Genomic DNA, 26,130 nt, shown 5'->3' with positions numbered 1-26,130 from the left:
ATGAAGATGGACAAGCTCGCGGCATTCGCGTTAATCGCCGCTGCGCTGTCGCTCGAGGGCTGCACGTCCGTAGCCCAAAAAGATACCGACCAGTGCGTGGAAAGAATGCAGCGGTCCGCGGAGCCCGCGATCGTCTCGGTCAATGACAAGCGGCAGTCGCCGGATGGCAGCTCATTCACCGTGAGCGGCATGATGGAAGACCGGCGCACGCATGAGCTCGTGCCCGCGAAAGTCGAATGCCAGTTCGACGGCAAGGTCCTGACGGGTTTCCGTTGGCTTGCGCCCGCCAATTTCGCATCGAAGTACTGAGCGTCCCGATGCGCTTCTTCGACAGCCTGATGAGCTGAAAATGGATATCGAACGGCGGGCACGTGGTTAGGTTCGTCGCGGCGGCTCGCAGCGTGACAACCCGCCGTGACCCGGGTATTCAGCCAGGACCGCCCGACCTTTCCTCGTCCACGAGCGCAATAGCCGCATCTGCATTCATGGAAAGACGGACCTTCTCACCTTCGACACGTGCCACGAGAGCGATGTCAATGTAGTGATGATGCTTCTTGTGCTTCCCGAAGCCATCGCCACGTACCAGCTTGATGCGATTTCCCTCGACGCTGTCGACCGTGCCGATGAACACGCCATCAGCACCGACGACTTCCATACTCTCCCTTACACTTTCATTGCCACTCATCGCAACCTCCATCTACGTCTAATGAACTGACACACCGGTTCGATATTCAGTCTGGAGTTCGGTCATATTGGATGATAGATCCAAAGGGCAGCCATCGAGGAAGGGACATCTCGTGCGCCTCGCGCGCCGGATCGGCACATCCACGCGCGGCACCCGGTCCCGATGCGCGTGCACGCGATTGTCGCTATGCTGACGGTCTGTTTAGCCGGCGCGCGGGGCATGGACCGATAGTTAATATCGGAAGATTCGCGTTGTCGCGTACCGTGCAGTCGTCTATCTTGAACGGGCGCGCAGCCCATCGAATGGTGAGTGCGAAGTGTCCCAAAAGCCTTCCGCCAGGTTGTCCCGTCACGCTTCGGTCAGCGGCTTCGTGGAAGTGCGCGGTGCGCGCGAGCATAACCTCAAGGATGTGGACGTCGCGATCCCGCGCGACGCACTCGTCGTGTTCTCAGGCGTCTCCGGTTCAGGCAAGTCCTCACTTGCCTTCGGCACTATCTATGCCGAGGCGCAGCGGCGCTACTTCGAGTCGGTCGCGCCGTACGCGCGGCGCCTGATCGACCAGGTGGGCGTGCCGGACGTGGATGCCATCGACGGCCTGCCACCCGCGGTCGCGCTGCAACAGCAACGCGGCGCCAGCAATGCGCGCTCGTCCGTCGGCAGCGTGACCACCCTGTCCAGTCTCGTGCGAATGATGTATTCGCGCGCCGGCGCCTACCCGGCGAACCAGCCGATGCTGTATGCCGAGGACTTCTCGCCTAACACGCCGCAGGGCGCGTGCGCGACCTGTCATGGTCTGGGCCGTGTGTATGAGGTCACCGAAGCCACCATGGTGCCGGACCCATCGTTGAGCATCCGCGAGCGGGCGATCGCGTCCTGGCCGCCCGCCTGGCACGGGCAGAACCTGCGCGACATTCTGGTTACCCTGGGCCACGACGTCGACCGGCCGTGGAAGGATCTGTCGAAGAAAGACCGCGACTGGATCCTGTTCACCGAGGAAACACCCACCGTGCCGGTGTATGCGGGCCTCACGCCCGCGCAAACCCGCGTTGCGCTCAAGCGCAAGCTGGAGCCGAGCTACATGGGCACCTTCACCGGCGCGCGGCGTTATGTACTGCATACGTTCGCCAACACGCAAAGTGCGCTGATGAGAAAGCGCGTGTCACGCTTCATGGAAGGGATGTTATGCCCCACGTGCCACGGCAAGCGGCTCAAACCCGAGGCACTGGCGGTGACCTTTGCTGGCGTGGACGTTGGCGAATTGACGCAAATGTCGCTGGATCGCCTGGCTCACCTGCTCGAACCCATAGCCCATGGCGATTTCCGCGCCCATTCCGCCGGAGCAGGCACCGACAAGGAAGCGACCCGGCGCGACCGCGCGGAGCGCGCAACCGCGGGCCTGGCCACGCACGCGATCTCACCGGATGTGCGCCGCACTTCTGCATTGTCGGAGGAGAAGCGCATGGCGGCCCAGCGCCTCGCCGAAGGCGTGGTCGCGCGGTTGCGCCAGTTGCGAGGACTAGGCCTCGGTTATCTGACGCTGGATCGCGCGACGCCAACGCTCTCGGCGGGTGAGCTTCAGCGGCTTCGGCTGGCCACGCAATTGAGTTCGATGCTATTCGGCGTCGTGTACGTGCTCGATGAGCCCTCGGCGGGGCTGCACCCCGCGGACAGCAACGCCCTCTATGACGCACTCGACAAGCTGCGCGACGCGGGCAATTCGGTGTTCGTGGTCGAGCACGACCTTGACCTGATGCGCCGCGCGCAATGGCTGGTGGACGTGGGACCGGATGCCGGCGAACATGGCGGCCGCGTGCTCTACAGCGGCGCGCCCGACGGCCTGCGCGCGATCGCTGAATCGCGCACCGCACGTTACCTGTTCGACGAGATTCCCGCGCCGCCCAGCCGCAGTCGCGCCCCGAGTGGATGGCTCGAGCTGCGGGGGATTCAACGCCACAATCTGCACGGCGTGGACGCACGCATTCCGTTGGGCGTGTTGACTGCGGTCACGGGTATCTCCGGCTCCGGCAAATCCAGCCTCTTCGCACAAGCACTGCCCGAACTGGTGCTCCTGCACCTGGGCCACGAATCCGAGGACGATTCGGCCGAAGCCGCGAGCGAGGGGCCGGCAGTGATCGAAACCACGGGTGGCCACCTCGCCGGCGATGTGGATGCCGTGCAGCGCGTGGTGCAGGTGGACCAGAAGCCCATCGGCCGAACGCCGCGCTCGAACCTGGCCACCTATACCGGCCTGTTCGATCACGTGCGCAAGCTGTTTGCCGCCACGCCTGATGCACGCCGCCGGCGCTTCGACGCGGGCCGGTTTTCGTTCAACGTGCCCAAGGGGCGCTGCGAAACCTGCGAGGGAGAAGGGTTCGTGAGCGTGGAGCTGCTGTTCATGCCGAGCGTGTATGCGCCCTGCCCGACTTGCCACGGTGCACGCTACAACGAAGCCACACTGAAAGTACTCTGGAACGGGCGCAACATCGCCGAGGTGCTCCAGATGAGCGTGGACGAAGCCCGCGACTTCTTCGCCAGCGAGGACGTGGTAGCGCGCCCGCTGCAATTGCTGCGAGAGATCGGACTGGGATACCTGCGCCTGGGACAGCCGGCCACCGAGCTCTCCGGAGGCGAAGCGCAGCGCATCAAGCTGGCCACGGAGCTGCAGCGCAGCCAGCGCGGCCGCAACCTGTACGTGCTCGACGAGCCGACTACGGGGCTGCATGCGGCGGACGCCGATCGATTGCTCGTGCAGTTGCAGCGTCTCGTCGACGCGGGCAACACGGTAGTCATGATCGAGCACGACATGCGTGCGGTGACACAAGCCGATTGGGTGATCGATGTGGGACCAGGCGCGGGCGACGCGGGTGGCCGCGTGGTGGCGACCGGCACGCCGCAACAGGTGGCACGGGCGCCGGGCAGCCGAACCGCGCACTTCATTGCGCAGGAGTTGGCGCGGTCCGAATCGACCGTACCGGACCGGTCAAGCAAACAATAAAGCTCGCCTATGTGACACCTTCCCCTTATTTGCGCAGTCGCATGCCAGATTCCGGCCGCGTCCACGGCCACCCTGCTTCAGATTCAATGTGAACGATCAGAACCCCTGTGCGGTTCCCGTGGAATGCGCGACCAGCAGCACGACGCCCAGTATGCAGGCGCCGATGAACGCCGCCAGCCCAACGGCCACGAACGGGAGCCAACTGAAGTTGATATTGGCCAGATCGGCTTCGTGCGACGCGCTCTTGCGCACGCCAAAAAAGCTCCACAGGACCATGCGCACCATTTGCAAGAGTTCCATCACGTTCTCCATCGGGTTCAATTCGATGGGTCGATATTCGCCCTTCACAGGGGGCAAAAAAAGCAGCAGTTGCGCAGAATCTGAGCGATGCAGCAGAAGCGACCCGGCTCCGGACAAAGAAACGCCCCGGTACTCGCGCACCGGGGCGAAAGGCTTGCCACGCTACAGGCAAAAAGAGCCGCAAGCTCTGCGGGTTTAGGTGATGATCCAGGCACTCACGCAGTAATCCCGGCGCATCCCGGGAGAACAGACCCGCACTGCGATGCGCACTGGCCGCAATCATCGGCTCTTCGCGCAAGGCCGTATAGCAGCAGCCGACGCATAATTGAGCGCAGCAGATTGAAATCCCGTTCCTGCACGCCACAAGAACAGTACGATTCGACCGATGACAGCACTGGAAGAGCCTGAACGCATGACACGCTATGAACGCCTTGCGCAGAGCATGGCCGCCGAGATTCGCTCTGGCAACCTGAAGCCGGGCTCCCGCATGCCGTCGCTGCGGCAGATCATCGCGCAGCACGGCGTGAGCCAGTCCACGGCGGCGCGCGCCTACTACGTGCTCGAACAGTGGGGCCTCGTGCGCGCCGAAGAACGTTCGGGCTACTACGTCGCGCCGCCCTCGAAGGCCGGCCACGCGAATTCGCGCGCAACGACAGGCGAAACCGCTACCGTCGATATCAGCGAACTCGTGTTTTCGGTGCTCGACGCCGCCAAGCGCCCCGGCATCGTGCCGCTCGGCTCCGCGTTCCCTTCCCCGCTGCTCTTTCCGCTCTCGCGCCTTGCGAAATCGCTCGGCCAGGCCGCGCGCAGCGTGAGCCCGTGGAGCACGGTGGTCGACCTGCCGCCGGGCAACGAGAACCTGCGGCGGCAAATCGCGCTGCGCTACATGCGGGTTGGCATCTCGCAGCCGGCCGAGGACATCATCATCACGAACGGCGCGCTGGAAGCGCTCAATCTTTGCCTGATGGCCGTCACGCAGCCCGGCGATATTGTCGCGGTGGAGTCGCCGGGCTTTTATGCCGCGCTGCAGGCGATCGAGCGGCTTGGCTTGCGCGCGGTCGAAATACCGGTGGATACCGCCACGGGGCTCGACCTCGACGCGCTGGCGCAAGCGCTGGAGAAGCACCCCATCCGCGCCTGCTGGTTCATGACGAATTTCCAGAACCCCACGGGCGTGACGTTGTCGGCGGCGAAGAAAGAAGCGCTAGTCGAGCTGCTCGCGAAACACGAAGTCCCGCTCATCGAAGACGACGTGTACGGCGAGTTGCACTATGCGCCGAACTATCCGCCGCCGGCCATCGCGTTCGACCGGCGCGGCCTCGTCATGCATTGCAGCTCGTTTTCGAAGAACCTCGCGCCCGGTTATCGCGTGGGCTGGGCGAGCGCCGGGCGCTTCGCCGAGCGCGTGCAGCGCCTCAAGCTCATGACTACGATCTCGGCGAGTATTCCCGCGCAGGCCGGCATTGCCGACTATCTGGAGCATGGCGGCTACGAGCGCCATTTGAAGAAGATCCGGCTGGCCATGCACACGCAGCGCGACGCCATGATCGAGGCGATCCGCCGCTGGCTGCCTGAAGGCACGCAGCACACGCGCCCCGAGGGCGGCTATTTTCTGTGGCTGACCTTCCGCGAGCCGATCGACGCCATGGCGCTCCATCGTCTCGCGATTGAACGCGGCATCAGCGTCGCGCCGGGGCCGCTCTTTTCCGCGTCGCATGCATTCGAAAACTGCATCCGGCTCAACTATGGTCATCCGTGGTCGCAGCGCATCGATGAAGCGATCCGCACGCTCGGCGAACTGCTCGTTCATCCCGAGGTGTGCTCACGCTTGTGATCGATCGATGCGCGCAGTGCCAACCCACAGCAACTTCAACTGCCGAAGAACAGATTGCAGAAGCTCGCCGGGCCCACACAAGTGTTGGCGTCCCTTGCCGGCGTCGTAGCCGGACGCTGCGGCGCCCGATACGTATTCGCTCGCGACGTATCCGCCTGAGCCGTTTGTTGAGCCTCCGCACGGGCCGGCGCGAGGGGTTGTGCTTGGACTGCGAAACTAGCAGCGAGCGAGCCTGCAAAAAGGACAGCAGTAAGCAGTTTCATTTCAATCTCCATCTAGCAAGTTGACGGAAGCGAGGCCTCCGGGGAAACAGCCTGGTCAGATTAATCACTTGCAGCAGATAAGAGAATCTCGCAGTCTCGGGAATGAATCTTCCAATTATCGGGAGTATCGCCTCGTCGGCCTGCGTAGCGCGCTTCGGACACTCACAGCAGGCAAACACGACTCAGATCCACCGTGCGGCGATAGACGTTCCTGTTGAGCCACGGTACGAAGGTATATTCGTCATAGGCAGTACTGCCAGCGAATATCCAGTTGTGCAATGCGTGAGACATAACGACCTCTCAGGCTCTGGATGATTGCGCGCGCTGCTGACGTCGTGCATTCGGGCAAGACGTGCACGAGATGTCCCATGTCGATGTCTTCACGAACCATGGTTTCAGGCAGTGTGGCGATGCCCGTGCCGTTGAGCGCCGCGGCGCGCAGCAGCACCTCGTTGCCTTCCATCGACGACATGGGTGACACGCTCACTTTCCGCCCGCCCTCATGCAGGTCGATGGCGTCCACAGTCTTCTTTCTCGTTTCGGGATCGATCAGCAGAAAGTGACTGGCGAGTTTCGAAGCGGATTCCGGCGCGCCGTGCCAACGCGGTTTCGCCCGGTATCATCAAGTCGCCGATGCACACACCCGAAACGCACGCCACGCTCGGTGCGATGCACCCGGTCGGTCACATGGGTGAAATGAGCGACATCGTCAACGCGATTCTCTATCTCGACTCGGCACCGTTCGTGACCGGCGAGATCCTGCACGTGGACGGCGGCCAGAGCGCGGGTCACTAAGCGCTCGAGCGTCGCGCGCAAGCCATTCATTGCACGTTCGTCAGCGTCTTCGTAATGACGAGCCATTTGTCGCGCTGGCGCATGATCGAAAAAAAGTTGTAGTAGTTGAATCCGAGCATGCGCACGTGCAGTTTCGCCGTCGCGATGTTTTGCTGAACGTCGAGCATCAGCAATTCCGTCTCGACCGGCTCGCCCAGTTCAGCCGGCGATTTTCTGTTTGCAACCCCTGCAAGATACTCATCGATCGTCTTGTAGCAGGGCTGGCCATTCACCTCCCCCGCTACGGTCGCACGCGCGTCGAACACCGTTCTCAACTGCTCCACATCGCCTCGCCATGTGGCGTCGAAATAGCGCTGGACGAGTTCGAAGATTTCGTTGCTGTCGCTCATTGCTAAACACTCCTACTGGATTCCTGCCTCTTACCATGCATGCAAAGCGTGCAGCGCAATCACTCGCGCAGCACACTTACGAAAAACCCGGAACGTACAGATCAAGCGAGCGGCCCTTCGATCTCGTTGAGCCTTTCCTCGAGGGCGTTGACGCTGGCATAGCCCGACTGTACGGCGTAGGTCCGGCCTTGCTCTTCGAGCAGCAACGTGGGGAACGACGCCACGCCGAGCGCTCGCGCACGTGCGAAATCGCGCTGCGTCTCTTCCTTCGCTTCTGCCGCTTCCCATGCCTGGTGAAACGCTTCGACGCTCACCTGAACGCCCGCTGCATGCAGCGCCATTGCCGCGATATCGCTCAGCACGTGACCATCGGTCGTATCGCGCCCTTGCGCATAGAAGCCATTCTGAAGCGCGCGGAACACCGGGAGCAATGCGTCGCCGTTCGCGAAACGGCGCGCCGCCACGACGGCGCGGCACACCGGCTCCGTATCGTAGACGAAGCCCTCGCGCGCCATGAACGCGTCGCGGTTGAACGGCAAGCCGCTCAGCGCTTCGACGCGCTGCCAATGCTGCAGCCGGAACCGCTTGCCGGTTGCATCCAGTACATCGGTCGCGCCGGCGCGAATCCCGCCGACCACGATTTCCAGTTTCAGATCGGGCACGCGCGCGACGAGCGCCGAAAGCTCCTTGCCAAAGCCATAGCACCACGAACACATCGGATCGCCAACATAGATCAATTTCATTGTTGCTCGCTTAAATGAAGAGACAACGCGGGGCTCGCGGAACCCCATGCCCCGCATCGCTCCCAGCCATCAAAGTCACTATAGGATTGCGCCTCGACCCGATAAACGCAGCAGCCAGAACTTCTTTTGTTACATGACGGAAAGAGGAACCGCCTAAAACATGTCCGAAGCAGCTTGATGGCCTGCGCGCGGCCCGCCCGACTCCTCGCCATCCCTCAACGGAATGAACGGCCCGGTGATCATCTCCGAATAGCTCATGCCAGGGCCGACCATCGGAAACACATCGGCGTCCTGATCGATCATCACTTCAAGGAAGGCGGGACCGTCGAAGTCGATGAAGGCCCTGAGCTTTTCCTCGACTTCCGCAAGAACCTCGACGCGCTGCGCGAACTCGAAACCGTCGGCGCGCGCCGCCATGACAAAGTCCTTTCGATGCAGCGACTTGTCGCTCACGCACAGGCGCCCGTCGTAGAAGAGACGCTGCCACTGCCGGATCATCCCGTCACCGACATTGTTGAACAGCAGCACTTTCACGGGCACGCCATACGTGGTTGCGGTTTCCAGATCGCCGATGTTCATGCGCATGCTGCCGTCACCGTCGATATCGATCACGAGCGCATCGGGGCGTCCCATCTGGGCACCAATCGCGGCGGGCAAACCGAATCCCATCGTCCCCATGCTGCCCGACGTGAGAAAGCTGCGCGGCTCGACGAAGTCGAAGAACTGCGCCGCCCACATCTGGTGCTGGCCAACGCCCGTGGTGACGATAGCGCGCCCGCCAGTCAGCTCGCTCAACTTTTCCACCACGAACTGCGGCTGAATGAGCGGGCTATTGCGGTCGTAATTCATGCCGTAGCGCCGCTTCAGTTCCCCGATGTGGTCAAGCCATACCGCGGGGGCCTGCACGTGCGCTTCATGTTGCATCAGCGAAAGCAACGCGTCCTTCGCGTCGCCCACATGGGTCCAGTGCGCGCGCTTCACCTTGTTGATTTCCGCCTCGTCGATATCGATGTGCGCCACAAAGCGCGCTCGCGGCGCAAACGCATGAGGGCGGCCGCCGGCGACACGATCGTCGAAGCGCGCGCCCACGGCGATCAGGAAATCGCAATCTTCCACCGCGTAGTTCGCGCAGGCCGCACCGTGCATGCCCAGCATGCCGAGCCCCAGCTCGTGCTTCACGGACATCGTGCCGAGGCCCATCAACGTATTCACCACGGGAATGCGATAACGCTCGGCGAATTCGTGCAACTCCGCCGTGGCGCCGGCCGTGATGACGCCGCCACCCACATACAGCAGCGGGCGCTTGCTTTGCGCCAGCAGATCGAAAAAATCGTGGCGCTTGCTCTCTTCGAGGCGTGCGCTCTTCGCCACCTTGCGAAGACGGTCCGAGTAGCCGCGAAACGCCAGCGTACCGTGCCCCTGCCACGTGCCGCTCCAGTTCTGGATGTCTTTCGGCACGTCCACGACAACGGGACCGGGACGGCCGGTGCGCGCCACTTCGAATGCCGTGCGCAGCGTTGGTTCGAGCTTGCCCGGGTCGGTCACCAGAAACACCTGCTTGGCGCACGCCGACATGATGTTGAACACCGGCGCTTCCTGGAAAGCATCGCTGCCGATAGCGGCGCGCGGCACCTGTCCGCAGATGAGGACCACCGGCACCGAGTCGCCATTGCAGTCGGCGATCGGCGTCACGGCATTTGTCGCGCCGGGACCCGACGTCACCATGAACACGCCCACTTTCCCGCTCGCGCGCGCGTAGCCCGCAGCCATGAAGCCCGCGGTCTGTTCGTTGGCGGGCACGACGAGGTTGATCTGGCGTGCGGGCTCGTCGGCATGCAGTTCGTTGAAGCGAAATACCGCGTCGTAGGTCGGCAAGATTGCGCCGCCGCTATAGCCGAATACGGTATCGACGCCTTGTTCGCTGAGTACGCGCAAGATGATATCGGCGCCTGACATCGGTTCGCCGGAAAGCGGCGCTTTGGGAGCGCTTTCTGAAGCCATTTTGGGGTTCTGGGTCATACCTGACTCGCACGAAAACGGGCGCTGATGCGATCAGCGGCCAAACACAACGGATCATTTCCCTTCCGACTCAAGAACAGCGTATGTCCCCTACCAGTTCGTGGCCTGCGGCTTCGGCGGGTTCTCCGCATGAAGTCCAGTCCACCCGGCACGCTTTTAATGTGCGCCCGGAAAAACCGTGCGAAAGGGTTCCAAAGATTGTGACAACGATTGCATCGAACCGTGTCAGCAAGAAGATGGTTTATGGGCCAGGGTAAGTCGCTTCCGGGCCAAAGGTCCCCTTCCTACCATTCGGCAATGCCCACGTCGAGGTCCTCGTCGTAGAAAGCAACGAGAAACTCTTCCGGCATCAGCCACGAGTCGACGCTCACGGTTTGTGCGCCGACATCGACGTCGACCTTCGCGTCGGCATCCACGGACTTCATCGCATGCACGATCGTCGGAAGATCGTCCGTGCGGATTTCGGTTTTCATCGCGAACTTCATTTTTCACCTCTCTGTTTTGATAACAGTCCCAATCACTATAGGATTAACGCTCGCCGCCACCAACCAGGCTGGCCTCAATTCACTCTTTACATCGCGTAACCCAATCCGGCGGTACGCGACGATCATCAGGCTTCGTTGAGGATGTCCACTTCTTCGGCAAACGCCAGGTCCGCTTCCCGCACGCCTGCAACACCCAGGCCACTCAACCGGAGCAGTTCCGAACGGTCGCCGTGCTGGACGAACGCGTCGGGAAGTCCGAGTGAACGGTGGCGTCGCCGAAGGCGGCAACTGCTTCAGGATCTGCTGCGAAATGGCCGTCACCTGCGCATTGGCCGTGGCGATATTGGTGCCCGGCTGAAAGAAGATCTTGACGATGCCGTATCCGGTGAGCGACGTGCCTTCGATGTGTTGCACGCCATTCACGGTGGTCGTCAACACGCGCTCGTACGGCGCCATCACACGACCTTCCATCTGGTCGGGCGAAAGCCCCGTGTACTGCCATACCACGCTAATCACCGGGAGATTGATCGAAGGAAAAATATCCGTAGGGGTACGAAACGATGACAGAACGCCGATGATCACGATGAACACGGCCAGAACGACAAACATATAAGGCCGTTTCAGCGCAATGCGCACGATGCCAATCATGATAATTCCAGCATTCGAAGCTGGCATCGACCTGATCGCGGCGGATTCCAGCAAGCAGATTCTCGATGCCTCGAATCAATCCGCGTTTGATGGAACCTGGGCGGCGGAGGCGCGAGGCGCACCGATCCAGTGGATCGCGAAAGCGACAACCCCGAGCACGACACCAAAGACCACGATGCCCGACCAGCCATAGCGGCTCATGAGCCAGCCGCTGACCGTGGCGCCGAAGGCGCCGCCGAAGAAGGTGGCCGTCATGTAGAGGCTGTTGATACGGCCTTGTGCTTTGGGATCGACCGCGAAGGCGCGAGTCTGGTTGGAAACGAGACCGGACTGCACGCCGATGTCGAGCACGATCACGCCGACGATCAGCATCGTGAGCGACGTGGCAGCGCCGGAGAGAATCAGGTAGGCAAGCGTCGCGATGCCGATACTCGCGCCGATCACCTTGCGGAACCCCACGCGGTCGGTGGCATTGCCACCGAGCGATGCGGCGAACGCGCCGGCCGCGCCGATGATGCCGAAGCCGCCCGCCCACGCGCTGCCGAGGTGCCAAGGTCCGCTCTTGAGGAGTGCAGCAAGATTGACCCAGAAGGCGTTGAAGCAGGCCCACAGCAACGCCTGGATAATCATCGATTCACGAATCGGACGATGGTCGCGAACGAGCGGCCACAGCGAAGCGAGCAGCCGGCCATACGAAAGATTCGTGGTGGGGACGCCCTTGGGCAGCAGCGCCGCGGCGGCGATGAATACCGGCACCATGAACACGGCTTCCGCGCCGTACACCGCACGCCACCCCCACGCCGCGCCGATCACGCCGGCAATCGTGCGGCCGACCAGGATGCCGACCATGATGCCGCTCACCACGGTGCCGACGTTACGCCCCCGCTCGTGCGGCGACGACATGACAGCGGCGAACGGCACGAGCTGCTGGGGCACGCAGCTCACAATGCCGAGCGCAAACGAAGCCGCGATCAGCGCCCAGATGCCGGGCGCAACCGCCGACGTGGCCGCGAAAACGAGTGCGAGCGCGATTTGCGTCAGCACGAGCTTGCGCCGGTCGAAGCGATCGCCAAGCGGCAACAGCAGCGCGAGCCCCGTAGAGAAGCCGAGCAGCGCCGCGCCCGCGACGAGATCGACCGCCGTGATGTCGACGTGCAGACCCGCTGCGATCAGCGGCAGGATCGGCTGCGTGCAATAGATGTTGGTGATCACGGCGCCGGCGATGATCGCCATCATGACGATCTTGCCGCGCGATGCGACAGCGGGTGTTGCGGGACTTGCGGGTGAGTTGGAAACGCCGCTCACGACAACCTCCTTATTCGTTGAATTTCTCCGGGTTTTGCAGCGGATTGCCGCGATCCAGATTGAGGTCGAACGTTACGCGCTTGCATTTACGAAGAGAATCCCTCACGATCAAGATTCATCCTTCCACTATTTGATAGGGCCCGTGAATCGCCTCGAAGCCATGGCCATCCTCGTTTCGGTTGCCGACGCGGGCAGTCTTTCGGCCGCCGCGCGGCGCCTCGACATGCCGCTCGCCACGGTCAGCCGCAAGGTTGGGGAACTGGAATCGCACCTGAAAACGCGCCTGTTTCACCGCACGACGCGCAAGCTCTCGTTGACGGAAGCCGGCAGCGCCTACGTGGCCGCTTGCCGGCGCATTCTCGAAGACATTGGCGAAGCCGAGCGCGCCGCAACGGGGGAATACGCCGCGCCCAAGGGCGAACTCGTGGTCACCGCGCCCGTTGCGTTTGGCCGCTTGCACGTGATGCCGGTGGTGGCCGAGTTTCTCGCGCACTATCCGGAGATCGACATCAATCTCCTGCTTACGGATCGCGTGGTTCATCTGATGGATGAACACGCGGACGTCGCGGTACGCATTGGCGAGCTGCCCGACAGCACGTTGATCGCAACGCGCGTCGGCATGGTGCGCCGGGTGATCTGCGCCAGCCCCGCCTATCTCGCGAAGCACGGCGTGCCCGCCGAACCCGCGGACCTCTCCAGCCACGAGTGCATTACCTTCGAGGCCCTTGCGTCCCTGCGCGCCTGGGCGTTCGGCTCCGGCAAATCGGAGCAGTCGGTGCCGGTTCATTCGCGGCTTGCCGTGAATACGGCGGATGCCGCCATCGAAGCCGCGATCCTCGGCGTGGGGCTGATTCGCGTGCTTTCCTACCAGGTCGCGCACGCCGTACGCGCCAACGCGCTGCGCGTCGTGCTCGACACTTTCGAAGCGGCACCGCTGCCGATTAACCTCGTGCACGCAGGGCAAGCCCCGCTGCCGCTCAAGCTGCGCGCCTTTCTCGACTTCGCGTCGCCGCGCCTGCGCGAGCGCACCAAGGGCGAACTCGCTAACGCCGTTTCGGCGTGAGCGCCTGACGCGCCCGCGTAAAGGCGCTGCCCGCTCGCGCCCGAAGAGAATCCATTAACATCGGGAATCTCTCTTCCAGTAATCGAGAAGACCATGGACCGTCTCGAAGGGATGTCCATCCTGGTCGCAGTCGTCGATGCAGGCAGTTTGTCAGCCGCAGCCCGGCAACTCGGCCAGCCGCTGGCGACAGTCAGCCGCAAGGTCGGCGATCTCGAAGCGCACCTGAAGACCCGCCTGCTCCATCGCACCACGCGGCACCTCTCGCTGACCGAAGCGGGCGAGTCCTACGTCGCGTCGTGCCGGCGCATTCTCGAGGACATCGGCGAAGTCGAACGCGCCGTGACGGGCGAATACGCGGCGCCGAAGGGCTCTCTCGTGGCCACGGCGCCCGTGGTCTTCGGGCGGCTGCACGTCGTGCCTGTGATGGCCGCCTTTCTCGCGCAATATCCGGAGATCGACGCCCGCCTCGTGCTGACCGATCGCAACGTGAATTTTCTCGAAGACCATGTGGACGTGGCCGTGCGTATCGGCCAATTGCCGGACAGCAGCCTCGTGGCGATACGCCTTGGCGAAACCCGCCCGGTGGTGTGCGCAAGCCCCGCGTATCTGGCCGAATGCGGCACGCCCCAGCAGCCTGCCGAGCTTGCCGGTCACGCGTGCATTGGTTTCGAGGGAATCAATGCGTCGCGCGCGTGGACGTTCATCGACGGAAAATCGGAACAGAGCGTGCCCATCCGCGCGCGGCTCGTGACCAACACGGCGGAATCGGCCATCGACGCCGCGACGCTCGGGACCGGTTTGACACGGGTGCTGTCTTATCAGGTCGCGAGCGCCGTGCAGGAGGGCCGCTTGCAGCTGGTTCTGGAACCCTTCTCGCTGCCGCCCATGCCGATCCATCTCGTCCACGCGGGCCAAACGCCGCTGCCGCTCAAGCTGCGCGCGTTTCTCGACTTCATGTCGCCGCGCCTCAAGGCGCGGATGTCCGCCGTTTGAATGCCCCGCGTTATTGAGCGCGAGTATCAAGTGTTGTTCATTGCAGGGGGTTTTTGTCAGCGTCGTTCGTGCGTAACCTTGCTGGCAACTCCCGGAGGTGTGTCATGCAGAATGCGACAATACGTGAAGCGCTGAACGCGCACTGGCAAGCTTCGGCCGCCGGCGACCTCGAAGCCGAGCACGACATTTACGCGGACGACGCCATCTGCGACTATCCCCAATCGGGCGAACGCATTCTCGGGCGGCGCAATTTGCAGGCGCTTCGCGGGCATCATCCCGGCAAGCCATCCGGTTTCGAAGTCCGACGCATGCAGGGCGAAGGCAATCTTTGGGTGACGGAATACACCATCGCGTATCAGGGGCGCTCTGCTTTCACCGTCAGCATCATGGAATTCGTTGACGGCAAGGTCATTCACGAGACTCAGTATTTTTCGGAGTCCTTCGAAGCGCCAGCCTGGCGCAGCCAATGGGTCCAGAAGATCTCATCCAGTTAGCCAAAAGTACACGCAATGATCTTGCTGAACGCAAAGTGAATAGCGCCCGAAGATAGCCGGCCATGCAAGCGCCGGCTATTTTCGGGCGCGCGGCGTAGTCACGCAGCGCCTCGCCTATTTGGCCGCCACCGGCATGGCGAATTCCGCGCCCTTGTCTATGCTGTCGGGCCAGCGCTGCGTCACGCTCTTGTAGCGCGTATAGAAACGCACGGCCTCCTCGCCATAAGCATGGTGATCGCCAAACAGCGAACGCTTCCAGCCGCCGAACGAATGCCACGCCGAAGGCACCGGACTCGGCACGTTAATGCCCACCATACCGATTTGAATCTGCCGGGAAAACGTGCGAGCAGCAGCGCCATCGGCCGTGAACAGCGTGACGCAGTTCCCGAGTTCATGCGCGTTGACGAGCGCAATCGCACTGGCGAGATCCGGCACACGCACCACCGAAAGTACCGGCCCGAATATCTCATCCCGATAGATTTTCATATCGGGCTGCACGTTGTCGAAGAGCGAGCCGCCAAGGAAGAAACCTTCCTCGTGACCGGCCACCGTATGGCCGCGCCCGTCGACCACGAGCTTCGCGCCCGCTTCGACACCGGCGTCGATATAGCCCTGTACCTTGGTGCGATGCGCGGCGCTGATGAGCGGCCCCATGTCCAGATCGGGCTCCATGCCCGCACCGATACGCAGGGCGCGCACGCGCGGCGCGAGACGCTCGATCAACTCGTCGGCAACGCCGCCGACCGCAACCGCAACCGAAGTCGCCATGCAACGCTCGCCTGCCGAGCCATATGCCGAATTGATCAGCGCATCAACGGCTTGATCGAGATTTGCGTCGGGCATGACGACCAGATGATTCTTCGCACTGCCCAGCGCCTGAACACGCTTGCCACGTTTGGCGCCCTCCGCATAGATATATTCGGCCACCGGCGTCGAAGCGACGACCGACATCGCGACCACGTCGGGATGCTGGATCAGCGCGTCGACGGTATTTTTATTGCCGTTCACCACGTTGAAGATTCCTTTGGGAAAGCCCGCTTCCATGAAGAGTTCCGCCAGCCGGATCGATGACGACGGCGTGCGCTCCGAAGGCTTGAGGATGAACGTGTTACCCGTCGCGGCCGCCATGACGAACATCCAGCACGGCACCACCACCGGAAAATTGAACGGCGTGACGCCGGCAATCACGCCGAGCGGCTGACGCAAATTCCAGCTGTCGACGCCGCTGCTGCTTTGATCGGTGAAATCGGTCTTGAGCAGGTTCGGAATACCGCACGCAAATTCGACGATTTCGATCCCGCGCATCACCTCGCCTCTGGCGTCCGAAAGCAGCTTGCCGTGGTCGCGCGTAATGAGTTCGGCGATTTCGTCGAGGTGCGCTTCGAGCAGTTCCTTGAACTTGAACATCAAGCGCGCGCGCTTGAGCGGCGGGGCTTCGCTCCACGCGGGAAATGCGGCTTTCGCGGCCGCGACGGCGGCGGCCACCTCTGCCGTGTTGGCAACCGGCACGCGCGCCGTCACCCGGCCCTGCGCCGGATCGTATACGTCGTTGAACCGCCCGCTCACGCCAGCGGCACTTTGACCGTCGATGAAATGACTCAGTTGGCGCACCGCGCCCTGGTTTGCTTCGCTCATACGTCCTTCCTTTAGGGGGTCTGGGCGCTGCCCGGGATCAAAGAAGATCCGCACTGCAGCGCGCATCAAGTCAAGTGGCCGGGCATCTCCATGACTCCCCGCCAGCGTCGACAGCCGTTGACCGTCGACCAGAACAGTCTACGTTTTGCCGCGCGGGTCTGATGCGTTAGCTACGACGGTTTGGAGACATTCCCGGCTCGTTTCCGGCCATCGCGATGCCACCGGAACGTCAAGCGCTCACCGGCTGCGAAGCGTTGCCTTGCGCGGGCAACGTGAAATGAAAGCTGACGCCAGCGGGCACATTCGGCGTTGCCCATAACCGCCCTCCGTGGCCTTGCACGATCGAGCGGCAAATAGGCAGACCCATGCCGAGGCCTTCGGGTTTGGTCGTGAAAAACGCCTCGAAAACGCCCTCAGGACTGCCGGCAGCGAGGGCCGGCCCAGAATCCTGCACGCTCACGCAAAGTTCGTTTTCATCTGTCCTGCCGGTTCGCACCAGAAGCATTCGCTCGCCGGTTTTCATTTCGCTCATGGCTTCGATGGCGTTGATCATCAGGTTGAGCATCACCTGTTGCAATTGCACCCGGTCGCCCTGCACATGCGGCAATCCGTCCGCGAGTTCCACCGTGACTTCGACCCCGGACTTGCTGGCTTCGCTGCGCGTGAGCGCAATCAGTTCCCGAATCATGTCGTTGACGTCGAGCCCATCCGTGCGCAGCGGCTCTTTCTTGAAGTACGCGCGGGTCCTGTCGACAATGCCGTTGACGCGCTCGCTGTCCGCAACGATGCGCGTCAGCGCGAGGCGCGCTTCGTCGAAATTCGGCGGGCGAGCCGCGAGCCAGCGCGAAGCGGAACTCGCGTAGGCCGCGATCGCGGTGATCGGCTGCTTCACCTCATGCGCGATCGACGCCGATAGCTGGCCCATCGTCGCCACGCGGTTCGAATGCGCCAGTACGTTCTGAAGTTCGCGGTAACGCCGTTCACTGTCGCGCACATCCTGTTGCGCGCGCTTCTGGTCGCTCAGGTCGAGTATGAACGCGACGCCCTGCCCCTCGCGGTCGCCGAACGCCGCCGCGCCAACCAGGACGGCTACCCGGCTGCCATCCTTGCGAAAATATTCCTTCTCGAACGGTTTGGCGCTTCCCGTGGCTTTCAATTCGTCCCGCGCGCGCTCGTCGCGTTCATGCCGTTCGGGCGGCGTGAGATCGGGCCAGCGAATCTGCCCCGAGCGCAGATCTGCCGCGGTGTAACCCACAATGCGCAGAAATGCATCGTTGGCTTCAATGACATTCCCTTCGAAGTCCCAGATATGGATGCCGATGATATTGGAGTCCACGAGGCGCCGGACCTTTGCTTCGCGTTCCTGAAGATCGGCATATAAGCGCGTGCTCTCCAGAGAGATGGCGGCCTGCGATGCGGGCCGCTCGAGCAGCGCGGAGCGGCGCGCGGTGAAGACATGCGAAGTCCCGGTGTTCTCCAGATACAGCAGGCCGCCGAGTTTTCCCTGCCGCACGAGCGGCAGGCAGAATACGGACCGCGTTACGCCGCGCACCAGATACGCATCTTCGGGAAAGAGACTGGAGGCCAGCGCATCGTCGATGATCACGCGCTGGCCCGTGTGCATCACATAACGCAGCAGCGCGGCGGGCGTATCGGTGCCGGTATCCGGCAAGCGCTTCACTTCGATGGCGTTGCCGGTCCGACGCGCCTCGGCCTCGATACGGTAGCCGTCCGGTTGCTCCGGCACGATGCGCAGATGCGCGGCGGCGCGCTCATCGGCAGGAATGAGCGCGTACGCGGCCTCCTTTAAGCGGTCATGTGCGAATTCATAGACGTTGGCCTCGCGAAACACCAGCCCCATACGCACAGCTTCCCAGGGGTCCGCGTGCATCCGTTCTTCCGAGCCGCCCTGGACCCAGGTCAGCGCGGCAACTTCGGCAACGTTGCCAAGGCACGCCAGCTGGCCAAGTGCGTCGCGCGCCGCCGCCGGCAACCGGCTCAATTTCGCCGCCATCAGATCGGCGATGTTTTCGGTGTAGCCCTTCGCGTGAATGCGGGGCAGCTCCCACCCCCACTTCGCGGCTCGCGGGTCGAATGCGAGCAGGCCTTCATCGGCAAGCGCAGTGAACGGGTCGCCCTCGCTTACAGCACGACAAACGGGCATTCGTGCTACGTATTACCCGCCATAGGTTGACTCCCATCCTCCTCCCAGCGCTTTACAAAGCGTGATGAGATTCGTGGCAGCCGTGGCCTTGCTTTGTTCGAGACTGCTTTGCGCTTCGAGCAACTGCCTCTGCACGTTCAACACGTCGAGATAGTCGAGCGCCCCGGCCTTGTACCGCGCCGTCGCAACCGAAAGCGCGCGCTGGTTCATGGTCACGGCCTGGGCGAGCCGGTCGCGGCGACGCTGCTCGGCGTCGTAGGTGACGAGCGCGTCGTCCACTTCCTGCCACGCGCGCAGCACCGTCTGCTTGTAGGCAATCGCGGCCTCCTGTTGCTGCGCTTCACGCAGCTGGAGCGTGCCCTTCAAGCGCCCGCCTTCGAAAATAGGAAACGTAATGGAAGGGCCAACGACAAACTGCCCCGATGCCCAACTGGCCAGACTCGAAAGTTGAAGACTCTGAAAGCCCGCGCTTCCATTGAGCATGATGCGCGGATAAAAATCGGCCTTCGCCACACCTATCGACGCCGTCGCCGCGTGCAATTTAGCCTCTGCCTCGCGAATATCCGGTCGGCGCTGCACGAGTTCGGAAGGAAAGCCGATCGGGACCTGTGCGGGAAGAACAGGGACTTCCTGCGTCGTGGCGAGCGTCTGCCGCAGCGCGCCGGGCTCTTCGCCGAGCAACAGGCCGATTGCATTGATCCTTGTTTCGGACTGCGATTCGAGTGTGGGAATCAGACTTTCGATATTCTCCACCTGAGCCGATGCGTTCGAGACATCGAGATCCGTCGTGACGCCTTCATGCGCGCGCACTTGCGTAAGCTTCAAGGCGTCGTTGGCGATATCCAGGTTTTCCTTCGCGATTTGCAGGAGTTCCTGTGTGTTGCGCAGTTCGATGTAGTCGCGGGCAAGCTCCGCGCGTGCGCTCAGCAAGACGGCGTTGCGGTCCTCATAGGAGGCTTCGGAAAGCGCCGTCGCCTCTTCCACGCTGCGGCGCACGTGGCCCCAGATATCCACCTCCCATGAAGCGTCGAAGCCAGCCTGATACAGGTTGTAGGCAGGCGAGCCCTTCGAGCCCGGCATCGCCGACACGCCGAGCGGTGCGCTGCCCGAAGCCGACAGCGGCTGACTTTGTGAAGGTGTGACGCCAAGCAGCGAAAGAATGCCGTTTTCGCTGCCGCGTTCGCGGTTATACGAAGCAGCGCCGTCGAGCGTCGGATATTGCGCGGCGCCCGCCACGCGGCGCTCGGCACGGCTCTGCAGCAAGCGCGCGGAGGCCGCCGCCACGTCCAGGTTCGCGTCGGCCAGCTGCTTTTCCAGGCCGTTCAAAACGGGATCGTTGAAAAGCGTCCACCATTCCAGACCGAACTGCGCTTCTACTGCCTTGCTTTGCGCTTGCGCTGTCTGTGTGCGATTGAAGACCTCTGGCGTAGCCGACTTCGGTGGTTCGAAGTTGGGACCGACCGTGCAACCCGCGATGACGAGGCAGGCGAGCACCGTGAGGAGGATCGCGCGAATAGCGTGTTGGCTCGCGTTCATTTTCTTTCCGCTCCCTCTGCCGTCGCTTCCGAATTCCGGCCAACGGCCACTTCCGCTTCCACCGAGAGTCCCACACTCAATGCCGCTGCAGCCGGCTGGCCGCGATCGATCGTGATCTTGACGGGCACGCGCTGCACGACCTTCGTGAAGTTGCCCGTTGCGTTGTCCGGTGCGATCGGCGCGAAGCTCACGCCGGTCGCCGGCGCGAGGCTGTCGATACGGCCACGAATTACGACACCCGGAAGGCTGTCGACGGTCACGCGCACACGCTCACCGGGACGCATGTTCGTGATCTGGCTCTCCTGGAAGTTCGCGACCACATACGCATCCGCAAGCGGCACGATTGCCAGCACCGGCGCGCCAGGCGTCACGAATGCGCCCACCCGCGCCGAGCGGCGTCCCACCTTGCCGTCAACGGGCGCGCGGATCTCCGTATAGGAGAGGTTGAGCTGCGCCTGTTCGAGCATCGCTTGCGCGTGCTCCAGCGCACCCGCGACCTTGTCGCGTTCGGTGCGCAATACGTCCAGATTCTGCTCGGTGGCGCTCAGCACCGCCTGATCGTGCGCCTGCTGCGCAAGCTGCTCAGCAAGCGTGCTCGACGCCTGTTGCTGCTCCTGCGCGGCTCCGGCTCCCGACGCGGCAAGATTCTGGTAGCGCGTGGCGTTGGCCCGCGCAAAGCCGATCGACGCGTCGTCCGAGCGCAGCGTGGCGCGCGCCTGATCGACCAGCGAGGGCTGGCGCGCGATCTGCGCGTCGAGGTTCGCAACGGATGCCTTCGCTCCCGCTACCTCCGCCTGCGCGCTCATCAACGCGGCGCGATAGTCGCGGTCGTCGATACGCACCAGCAACTGGCCCGCTTTCACGTCCTCGTTATCGTTCGCCAATACATCCGTGATCTGCCCCGCTACGCGCGGCGCGACGAGCGTGAAGTCCGCGGTGACGTAGGCGTCGTTCGTGGATTCCGAACTCGAGCGCGACAACAGCTTGATGCCGGCCCACACAGCGACGATGACGACGACGATCACTGCGGCGATGCGAAACCATTTCAGCCTGGACGGTGCGGGGTTGGGTTTGGTCGATGACATGGAAAACGAACCTCATTTCGAAGCGGGCGTCGTGGTGCTCCACGGCGGATAGATACGCACCGGCAGCACCGGAACAAGAACAAGCAGAACGAGCGCAATGCACGCCATCACACGATAGAGATCGGCGGAAGTCAGAACGACGGCCTGCTCATGAATGCGGTGCGCGATTTGCCCCAGCGCCTGGGGGGTGTCGAGACCCGTGCCCGCCACCAGCGCGCGATTGCCCAACTGGTCGACGAGCATGCTGGAATGAAAGTGTTCGCGCACCGTTCCCACGCCCTCGATCAGACCCGTCGCAATCGCGGCGGCGAACGTCTTGACCGTGTTGAACATGGCCGAAGCAAACGGGCCTTCCGTTGGCGGCAAACCAGTCGTGACCCCCATCAGGATCGACATGATTACCATGGGCTGCGCGACGATCTGCAGCGCCTGCAGGGCATAGAAGTTCTCGCGAATCCACTCGGACGTCATGAAGCTTCCCATGGCGAATGTCGCGAACATCAGGGACAGACCTATCGCGATCACCCAGCGATGATCGGCGCGCCGCGTATTCAACACAGCGGCGGTCAATGGCAGCGTAATCAGCAGCGGAATGGCCAGCAGCAGCGAGAGCGGCGCCGTCTGCAGCGGCCGGTACTTGTGAATCTGGGCAAGAAACTGGCCAGGGATCGCCGCCACGCCCACCAGCAGGATCACGGTGCCCAGCAGCGTTGAGAGTCCATGCGTGAAATTCCTGCGCTCCAGTAACTGCAGCTTGAAAAACGGCACGGGCTGAAACCATTCGTTGATGAGAAACACGACGAGCAACAACCCGCCCGCGCAGAACAGGAAGGCGATCAACGGCGAATTGAACCAGTCGAGCCGATCGCCTTGCAAAAGCGCCGTCACGAGCATGACAAACGCGGGGAAGCCCGTGATGAACCCAATCCAGTTGAACGTGCGAAAGCGTTCGAGCTTGACCGGATCGGCGGGAAGCCCCTGCTGGATCGCAATACAGCACAGCACGCCGAGCGGAATGATTTGCCAGAACGCCATGCGCCAGTTCACGAACTCCGTCCACAACGCGGCGAGCGGTGTGCCGAGCGCCGGCCCGAAGGTCGCCGTCAGCGCGTAGCCGGCGAGCCCATACAGCTTGAATTTGGGCGGCAAATAGCGCAGCGCTACGATGATCAGCATGGGGGGCAGGCAACCGCCCGCCATTCCCTGGAAGATACGCAAGACGTACAGCGACGCCAGATTCGGCGAAAACGGGCAAAGCAAGCCGAAGAACATCGTCGCGAGCACGGCGCCGATCGTGAACCGCTTGAGCGTGAAGGTGATGCCGAACCACGGCGCAAACACCATGATGGCGACATTGGCGGCTTCGAAGAGCGAGGTCAGCCAGGTCCCGTCGTCATGACCGATCAGGAACGCGCCCTGGATATCGGCCATCGCCGCCGCGGTCACCTGCTCATTCAGAATGGCCAGCAACGAAGCGAACAACATGCCGAGCAGGCCCACGACAATGCGCCCGGTAAACGCCACCTGTGCGGGGGCAGGCTGCGCCGCTGCCGCGGCCTCGCGCACAGTGACCTGATCCACCGACCGCGGGTTCGTCGCCGCATTCGTTCCAGTCGTCAAAGGGTTCGCAGTCGTCATGGCGATCGGCAACTTCTCTCGTTTCGTTAGCTGTACTGTTTGATGTGACTATTTCACTGTGATGCGATTCGGTGGCTTGCTCTTTCACGCGATGCGAGGATCCCGTCATGGGTTCGCCGCGCATTGTTGCTGTTCACCGAGTGCTTTATTGTCAGAGATGAACCCAATTTCTTAAAGTCTCGCCTGGCCTGATTTTGGGCCATCTAGTACGAGAATTTTGCCAAGCCGTCTATTCGCGACCCGGAAGCTCGAGTGAGTCGCGTCAACGCAAAGCCCCACTGATTTCGCATGGGTCATTTCTGCGCGCTTTTGAGCCAATCCAGCCGACGAGGCACTACAGAGCGCGCGCGTTGCTTAGAATCAATCGAGGCGAGTGCGATTGGCGAAGGTTTGAAAACGAGCCAGCAATGGTCAAGCGCCGAGCGGTTTTTATTTTTGTTTTCGGTTTGAAAGAGACTGGGATTGGGACATCAAGATGGACAGATTACGCGAGATGGAGGTCTTTGTAGCCATCCTCGAACGCGGCAGCTTTAGCGCCGCATCCGATAAATTCGGCTTGTCGCGCGCAGCGGTTTCGCGGGCGGTCAACTCGCTCGAAACGCGCCTGGGCGCGCAACTGCTGGCGCGCACGACACGCTCGGTCCGGCCCACGGACGCGGGCGTCGCCTACCTCGACGCGTGCCGCAAGCTGCTCGATGGCATTACCGACGCGGAGTCGCATATCGCAGCCGACCCCGCGAACCCTGTGGGCACGCTCACGATTACGGCGCCGGTCCAGCTCGGCCAGCTTTTCATCGCCCCGCTCGTCAACGCTTACACGCTGCGCTACGCCGAAGTCAGCGTGAACGCCGTGTACCTCGATCGGCCCACGCGGCTGCTCGAAGAAGGCGTGGATATCGCCATACGCATTGGCCACCTCGAAGATTCATCCACGTTCGCAGTGCGCCTCGGATCCGTGCGGCGTCAAACCTTCGCGTCTCCCGCGTATCTCGCGGAGTATGGAGAACCGATGCATCCGAGAGACCTGGCCGCCCATCATTGCGTTTCCTTCACCGGCGTTTCTCAACCGCACGAATGGATGTTTTACGAAAATAATTCAAAGATCCCCGTGCGGCTTCAGCCCCGTCTGATCGTGAATCTGGCGCCCGCCGCCATTTCGGCGGTGCAAGACGGCGTGGGGATCACGCAGTTGCTGTCCTATCAGGCCGCAGCCGAAGTGGCCTGCGGAAATCTGGTGCCGATCTTGAGGCAATACGAACCCGAATCCACGCCAGTCAATCTGCTTCATGTCGAGCGGCGCGGAACGAGCAGCAAGATTCGGTCCTTCGTGGAGTTCGTGACGGAAACGCTGCGAGGCAATGCATGTCTTCAATGTGCAAGCGGCGTGACATCCGGGGGTGAGTGCACACAGCGTGAAAGCCATCGCGAAGCCGCGCGGCATGCCGAAACGCACACGCAACATCTGCAGCCACGCAGTTATTCGTCCGACGACTCCGCCGCGATACGCAGTTCGCGATAGGCGTCCACCAGTGCGTCGAGGCTGAATGCGCGGTTCAGGCCGCTCGGGTTCGGCAGGACCCATACGCGCGCCCCGCCGAACCGGCTGGATTGCGAACCCCACTCGATATCGCGCTTGCCGGACATTTCGGCAAGCGCCATCTTGCCAAGGAAGGCGACGAACCTCGGCGCGTAGCGTTGAATCTTCTGTTCAAACTGCGCCGCGGCGGCTCGAATTTCCGCTCTCGACAATTCGTTCGCGCGCGCCGTCGCGCGTGAGACCGCTGTCGTCAGACCAAAGCCATACCGCAGCAGCTCACGGTCGTTCTCAGGGCGAAACGCTTCCTTCGTATAGCCAGCGCGATGGAGCACTCGCCAGAACCGGTTCCCTCTGCCGTCGAAGTGATGCCCCGCAGCCGCCGCACGCATGCCCGGATTGATCCCGCAAAAGAGGATCGACAAACCAGGCTCGATGATATCGGGAAGGCCTTGCGCGGAAGGCGCGTTCGCGCACTCCGCCTGGGAATCGGTGCTACGCACTCGCCTCCCCGCGAAATCGCAGGCGATATTGTTTTGGCGTGACATTCAAGCGCCGTGAGAACGTCGTGCGCATATGCGTGGCGCTATGAAACCCGCATTTGAATGCGACCGTCTTGAGCGGCGCATCGGTGTCTTCAAGCAGTTTCCTCGCGGTATCGACGCGAACCTGCTCGACGAATACGGAGGGCGTGACCTTCGCGTTCTTCGCGAAGATGCGCGACAACGTGCGCCGGCTCACGGCAGCCGCGCTGGCGAGCGCCTCGATCGAAAGCGTATCGCTGATATGTTCGCTCACGTATCGATACACCTTGTGCAGTATCGGGTCTTCGTCTTTGCCAGCGCCGATATACGGGCTGTATTGGGACTGGCCGCCCTCGCGCTGGATATACACCACCAGCCGCTTCGCAACGCGCACCGCCAGATCGTGTCCCCAGTCTTCCGCAACCAGCGAGAGACACAGATCGATGCCCGCGGTCACGCCCGCCGACGTGAAGAGCCGCCCATCGCGCACGAAAATGCGGTCTGGCTGCACATTCGCGTGCGGGAATTCGTTGGAGAGGCGGCTGGCATCGGACCAGTGGGTCGTCACTTCCTTTCCGTCGAGCAGCCCCGCATGCGCCAGCACGAATGCGCCGTTGCACACCGAACCATAGCGGCTCGTGCTGCGCGCCTGATTTTGCAGCCACGCCAGAAACTCGTTCGAGGGGTGGACGTCGGGCAACTGCGGCCCACCGGCCACGAGCAGCAGGTCCCATTGAACATCGCGATCGGCATAGCCCAACGAGACTGCCAGTTGCATGCCGTTCGAGCAGGTCACGGCGCCCGCCTCGCGCCCGACGAGCGTTACCTCGTAGCGTTGATGTTCGGAGAGGAACGTGTTCGCTTCGGCAAACACGTCGAGTGGGCCTGCAACGTCTAGCGCCTGCACACCATCGAATACAACAATGGCGACTTTCATGCCGTGACCTTCACTGGTGGTAGCAATGTTTTCGTCGTTGAGCCGGCCCGCGCGAAATCGAACCAT

General features: G+C 62.5%; 22 protein-coding genes and 2 pseudogenes. 8 read left to right on the top strand and 16 right to left on the bottom strand.

Features of this window, described 5'->3' with window-relative positions; translation table 11 throughout:
* The first annotated feature begins 6 nt into the window (after nucleotides 1-6).
* Complete coding sequence (locus tag FAZ97_RS30380; protein ID WP_158762498.1) at nucleotides 7-309, top strand: hypothetical protein; 303 nt, start codon at nucleotides 7-9, stop codon at nucleotides 307-309.
* Nucleotides 310-427: 118 nt separating this feature from the next.
* On the opposite strand, the gene FAZ97_RS30375 is transcribed toward FAZ97_RS30380, so the two are convergent.
* Nucleotides 428-685 carry a DUF2171 domain-containing protein gene (locus FAZ97_RS30375; protein ID WP_158762497.1) on the bottom strand — a complete coding sequence of 86 codons (258 nt, stop codon included), beginning with the start codon at nucleotides 683-685 and terminating at the stop codon, nucleotides 428-430.
* A gap of 316 nt (nucleotides 686-1,001) precedes the next feature.
* On the opposite strand from FAZ97_RS30375, the gene FAZ97_RS30370 reads away from it, so the two are divergent.
* Entirely contained in the window at nucleotides 1,002-3,680 is a 2,679-nt protein-coding gene (locus FAZ97_RS30370) for an excinuclease ABC subunit UvrA (RefSeq protein WP_158762496.1), read from the top strand.
* A 96-nt stretch (nucleotides 3,681-3,776) separates the two neighbouring features.
* Here FAZ97_RS30370 and FAZ97_RS30365 read toward each other — a convergent pair whose 3' ends face one another.
* Nucleotides 3,777-3,980 carry a DUF2970 domain-containing protein gene (locus FAZ97_RS30365; protein ID WP_158762495.1) on the bottom strand — a complete coding sequence of 68 codons (204 nt, stop codon included), beginning with the start codon at nucleotides 3,978-3,980 and terminating at the stop codon, nucleotides 3,777-3,779.
* Between the two features lie 412 nt (nucleotides 3,981-4,392).
* Between FAZ97_RS30365 and FAZ97_RS30360 the strand changes: the two genes are divergently transcribed.
* The gene (locus FAZ97_RS30360) at nucleotides 4,393-5,814 is read left to right on the top strand and encodes an aminotransferase-like domain-containing protein (protein ID WP_158763324.1); all 1,422 of its coding nucleotides are present in this window, start codon (nucleotides 4,393-4,395) and stop codon (nucleotides 5,812-5,814) included.
* A gap of 504 nt (nucleotides 5,815-6,318) precedes the next feature.
* On the opposite strand, the gene FAZ97_RS30355 is transcribed toward FAZ97_RS30360, so the two are convergent.
* Nucleotides 6,319-6,627, bottom strand: coding sequence for a type 2 periplasmic-binding domain-containing protein (locus FAZ97_RS30355; protein WP_233272015.1), 309 nt, complete (start codon nucleotides 6,625-6,627; stop codon nucleotides 6,319-6,321).
* 44 nt (nucleotides 6,628-6,671) lie between these two features.
* On the opposite strand from FAZ97_RS30355, the pseudogene FAZ97_RS30350 reads away from it, so the two are divergent.
* Nucleotides 6,672-6,872, top strand: a pseudogene (locus tag FAZ97_RS30350) (SDR family oxidoreductase); the annotation flags it as partial.
* A 26-nt stretch (nucleotides 6,873-6,898) separates the two neighbouring features.
* Here FAZ97_RS30350 and FAZ97_RS30345 read toward each other — a convergent pair.
* From FAZ97_RS30345 to FAZ97_RS30320, 6 genes and pseudogenes are all read right to left on the bottom strand, one after another.
* Complete coding sequence (locus FAZ97_RS30345) at nucleotides 6,899-7,261, bottom strand: nuclear transport factor 2 family protein (RefSeq protein WP_158762494.1); 363 nt, start codon at nucleotides 7,259-7,261, stop codon at nucleotides 6,899-6,901.
* A gap of 101 nt (nucleotides 7,262-7,362) precedes the next feature.
* Nucleotides 7,363-8,004 (bottom strand): DsbA family protein, encoded by a 642-nt coding sequence (locus FAZ97_RS30340; protein WP_158762493.1) that lies wholly within the window; start codon nucleotides 8,002-8,004, stop codon nucleotides 7,363-7,365.
* A gap of 153 nt (nucleotides 8,005-8,157) precedes the next feature.
* On the bottom strand, nucleotides 8,158-10,023 hold the full coding sequence (gene ilvB, locus FAZ97_RS30335; protein ID WP_158762492.1) for a biosynthetic-type acetolactate synthase large subunit: 1,866 nt from the start codon (nucleotides 10,021-10,023) through the stop codon (nucleotides 8,158-8,160).
* Nucleotides 10,024-10,307: 284 nt separating this feature from the next.
* Nucleotides 10,308-10,508 carry a copper chaperone gene (locus FAZ97_RS30330; protein WP_158762491.1) on the bottom strand — a complete coding sequence of 67 codons (201 nt, stop codon included), beginning with the start codon at nucleotides 10,506-10,508 and terminating at the stop codon, nucleotides 10,308-10,310.
* Nucleotides 10,509-10,772: 264 nt separating this feature from the next.
* Nucleotides 10,773-11,156 (bottom strand): annotated as a pseudogene (locus FAZ97_RS35530) (efflux RND transporter permease subunit); the annotation flags it as partial.
* 75 nt (nucleotides 11,157-11,231) lie between these two features.
* On the bottom strand, nucleotides 11,232-12,461 hold the full coding sequence (locus FAZ97_RS30320) for an MFS transporter (RefSeq protein WP_158762489.1): 1,230 nt from the start codon (nucleotides 12,459-12,461) through the stop codon (nucleotides 11,232-11,234).
* A gap of 142 nt (nucleotides 12,462-12,603) precedes the next feature.
* Here FAZ97_RS30320 and FAZ97_RS30315 point away from each other — a divergent pair, with 142 nt between their 5' ends.
* The 3 genes from FAZ97_RS30315 to FAZ97_RS30305 all read left to right on the top strand — a co-directional run bounded on the left by FAZ97_RS30315 (nucleotide 12,604) and on the right by FAZ97_RS30305 (nucleotide 15,011).
* Nucleotides 12,604-13,524, top strand: a complete 921-nt coding sequence (locus FAZ97_RS30315; RefSeq protein WP_158762488.1) for a LysR family transcriptional regulator — start codon at nucleotides 12,604-12,606, stop codon at nucleotides 13,522-13,524.
* 93 nt (nucleotides 13,525-13,617) lie between these two features.
* The gene (locus FAZ97_RS30310) at nucleotides 13,618-14,517 is read left to right on the top strand and encodes a LysR family transcriptional regulator (RefSeq protein ID WP_158762487.1); all 900 of its coding nucleotides are present in this window, start codon (nucleotides 13,618-13,620) and stop codon (nucleotides 14,515-14,517) included.
* Between the two features lie 104 nt (nucleotides 14,518-14,621).
* Nucleotides 14,622-15,011 carry a nuclear transport factor 2 family protein gene (locus FAZ97_RS30305; protein ID WP_158762486.1) on the top strand — a complete coding sequence of 130 codons (390 nt, stop codon included), beginning with the start codon at nucleotides 14,622-14,624 and terminating at the stop codon, nucleotides 15,009-15,011.
* A gap of 114 nt (nucleotides 15,012-15,125) precedes the next feature.
* On the opposite strand, the gene FAZ97_RS30300 is transcribed toward FAZ97_RS30305, so the two are convergent.
* From FAZ97_RS30300 to FAZ97_RS30280, 5 genes are all read right to left on the bottom strand, one after another.
* A complete protein-coding gene (locus FAZ97_RS30300; RefSeq protein WP_158762485.1) occupies nucleotides 15,126-16,646 on the bottom strand; it encodes a CoA-acylating methylmalonate-semialdehyde dehydrogenase in 1,521 nt (506 codons plus the stop codon).
* A 229-nt stretch (nucleotides 16,647-16,875) separates the two neighbouring features.
* A complete protein-coding gene (locus FAZ97_RS30295) occupies nucleotides 16,876-18,810 on the bottom strand; it encodes a GAF domain-containing sensor histidine kinase (protein WP_158762484.1) in 1,935 nt (644 codons plus the stop codon).
* Nucleotides 18,811-18,822: 12 nt separating this feature from the next.
* Nucleotides 18,823-20,346, bottom strand: a complete 1,524-nt coding sequence (locus tag FAZ97_RS30290) for an efflux transporter outer membrane subunit (protein ID WP_158762483.1) — start codon at nucleotides 20,344-20,346, stop codon at nucleotides 18,823-18,825.
* The gene (locus FAZ97_RS30285; RefSeq protein WP_158762482.1) at nucleotides 20,343-21,431 is read right to left on the bottom strand and encodes an HlyD family secretion protein; all 1,089 of its coding nucleotides are present in this window, start codon (nucleotides 21,429-21,431) and stop codon (nucleotides 20,343-20,345) included. Before FAZ97_RS30285 ends, FAZ97_RS30290 begins: the two co-directional genes overlap by 4 nt.
* Nucleotides 21,432-21,443: 12 nt before the next feature.
* Complete coding sequence (locus FAZ97_RS30280) at nucleotides 21,444-23,069, bottom strand: MFS transporter (protein WP_158762481.1); 1,626 nt, start codon at nucleotides 23,067-23,069, stop codon at nucleotides 21,444-21,446.
* Between the two features lie 475 nt (nucleotides 23,070-23,544).
* On the opposite strand from FAZ97_RS30280, the gene FAZ97_RS30275 reads away from it, so the two are divergent.
* Nucleotides 23,545-24,588, top strand: a complete 1,044-nt coding sequence (locus tag FAZ97_RS30275; RefSeq protein ID WP_158762480.1) for a LysR family transcriptional regulator — start codon at nucleotides 23,545-23,547, stop codon at nucleotides 24,586-24,588.
* Here FAZ97_RS30275 and mug read toward each other — a convergent pair.
* Complete coding sequence (gene mug / locus FAZ97_RS30270; RefSeq protein ID WP_233271976.1) at nucleotides 24,546-25,106, bottom strand: G/U mismatch-specific DNA glycosylase; 561 nt, start codon at nucleotides 25,104-25,106, stop codon at nucleotides 24,546-24,548. The two genes, FAZ97_RS30275 and mug, sit on opposite strands and share 43 nt — an antisense overlap.
* The gene (locus FAZ97_RS30265; RefSeq protein WP_158762478.1) at nucleotides 25,099-26,064 is read right to left on the bottom strand and encodes a GlxA family transcriptional regulator; all 966 of its coding nucleotides are present in this window, start codon (nucleotides 26,062-26,064) and stop codon (nucleotides 25,099-25,101) included. Before FAZ97_RS30265 ends, mug begins: the two co-directional genes overlap by 8 nt.
* Nucleotides 26,065-26,130 lie beyond the last annotated feature (66 nt).

The organism is Paraburkholderia acidiphila (assembly GCF_009789655.1).
Classification (GTDB): domain Bacteria; phylum Pseudomonadota; class Gammaproteobacteria; order Burkholderiales; family Burkholderiaceae; genus Paraburkholderia; species Paraburkholderia acidiphila.
This window is presented reverse-complemented; position numbering and strand designations above follow the sequence as displayed.

Excerpts from the sequence above, each read along its gene's own strand:
- FAZ97_RS30345 (WP_158762494.1), bottom strand. The coding sequence starts at position 7,261 with ATGAGCGACAGCAACGAAATCTTCGAACTCGTCCAGCGCTATTTCGAC.
- FAZ97_RS30290 (WP_158762483.1), bottom strand. The coding sequence starts at position 20,346 with ATGAACGCGAGCCAACACGCTATTCGCGCGATCCTCCTCACGGTGCTC.
- FAZ97_RS30375 (WP_158762497.1), bottom strand. The coding sequence starts at position 685 with ATGAGTGGCAATGAAAGTGTAAGGGAGAGTATGGAAGTCGTCGGTGCT.
- ilvB (WP_158762492.1), bottom strand. The coding sequence starts at position 10,023 with ATGACCCAGAACCCCAAAATGGCTTCAGAAAGCGCTCCCAAAGCGCCG.
- FAZ97_RS30330 (WP_158762491.1), bottom strand. The coding sequence starts at position 10,508 with ATGAAGTTCGCGATGAAAACCGAAATCCGCACGGACGATCTTCCGACG.
- FAZ97_RS30265 (WP_158762478.1), bottom strand. The coding sequence starts at position 26,064 with ATGAAAGTCGCCATTGTTGTATTCGATGGTGTGCAGGCGCTAGACGTT.
- FAZ97_RS30285 (WP_158762482.1), bottom strand. The coding sequence starts at position 21,431 with ATGTCATCGACCAAACCCAACCCCGCACCGTCCAGGCTGAAATGGTTT.
- FAZ97_RS30365 (WP_158762495.1), bottom strand. The coding sequence starts at position 3,980 with ATGGAACTCTTGCAAATGGTGCGCATGGTCCTGTGGAGCTTTTTTGGC.
- FAZ97_RS30380 (WP_158762498.1), top strand. The coding sequence starts at position 7 with ATGGACAAGCTCGCGGCATTCGCGTTAATCGCCGCTGCGCTGTCGCTC.
- FAZ97_RS30300 (WP_158762485.1), bottom strand. The coding sequence starts at position 16,646 with ATGAGCGAAGCAAACCAGGGCGCGGTGCGCCAACTGAGTCATTTCATC.
- FAZ97_RS30275 (WP_158762480.1), top strand. The coding sequence starts at position 23,545 with ATGGACAGATTACGCGAGATGGAGGTCTTTGTAGCCATCCTCGAACGC.
- FAZ97_RS30310 (WP_158762487.1), top strand. The coding sequence starts at position 13,618 with ATGGACCGTCTCGAAGGGATGTCCATCCTGGTCGCAGTCGTCGATGCA.
- FAZ97_RS30295 (WP_158762484.1), bottom strand. The coding sequence starts at position 18,810 with ATGCCCGTTTGTCGTGCTGTAAGCGAGGGCGACCCGTTCACTGCGCTT.
- FAZ97_RS30360 (WP_158763324.1), top strand. The coding sequence starts at position 4,393 with ATGACACGCTATGAACGCCTTGCGCAGAGCATGGCCGCCGAGATTCGC.
- FAZ97_RS30305 (WP_158762486.1), top strand. The coding sequence starts at position 14,622 with ATGCAGAATGCGACAATACGTGAAGCGCTGAACGCGCACTGGCAAGCT.
- FAZ97_RS30340 (WP_158762493.1), bottom strand. The coding sequence starts at position 8,004 with ATGAAATTGATCTATGTTGGCGATCCGATGTGTTCGTGGTGCTATGGC.
- FAZ97_RS30280 (WP_158762481.1), bottom strand. The coding sequence starts at position 23,069 with ATGACGACTGCGAACCCTTTGACGACTGGAACGAATGCGGCGACGAAC.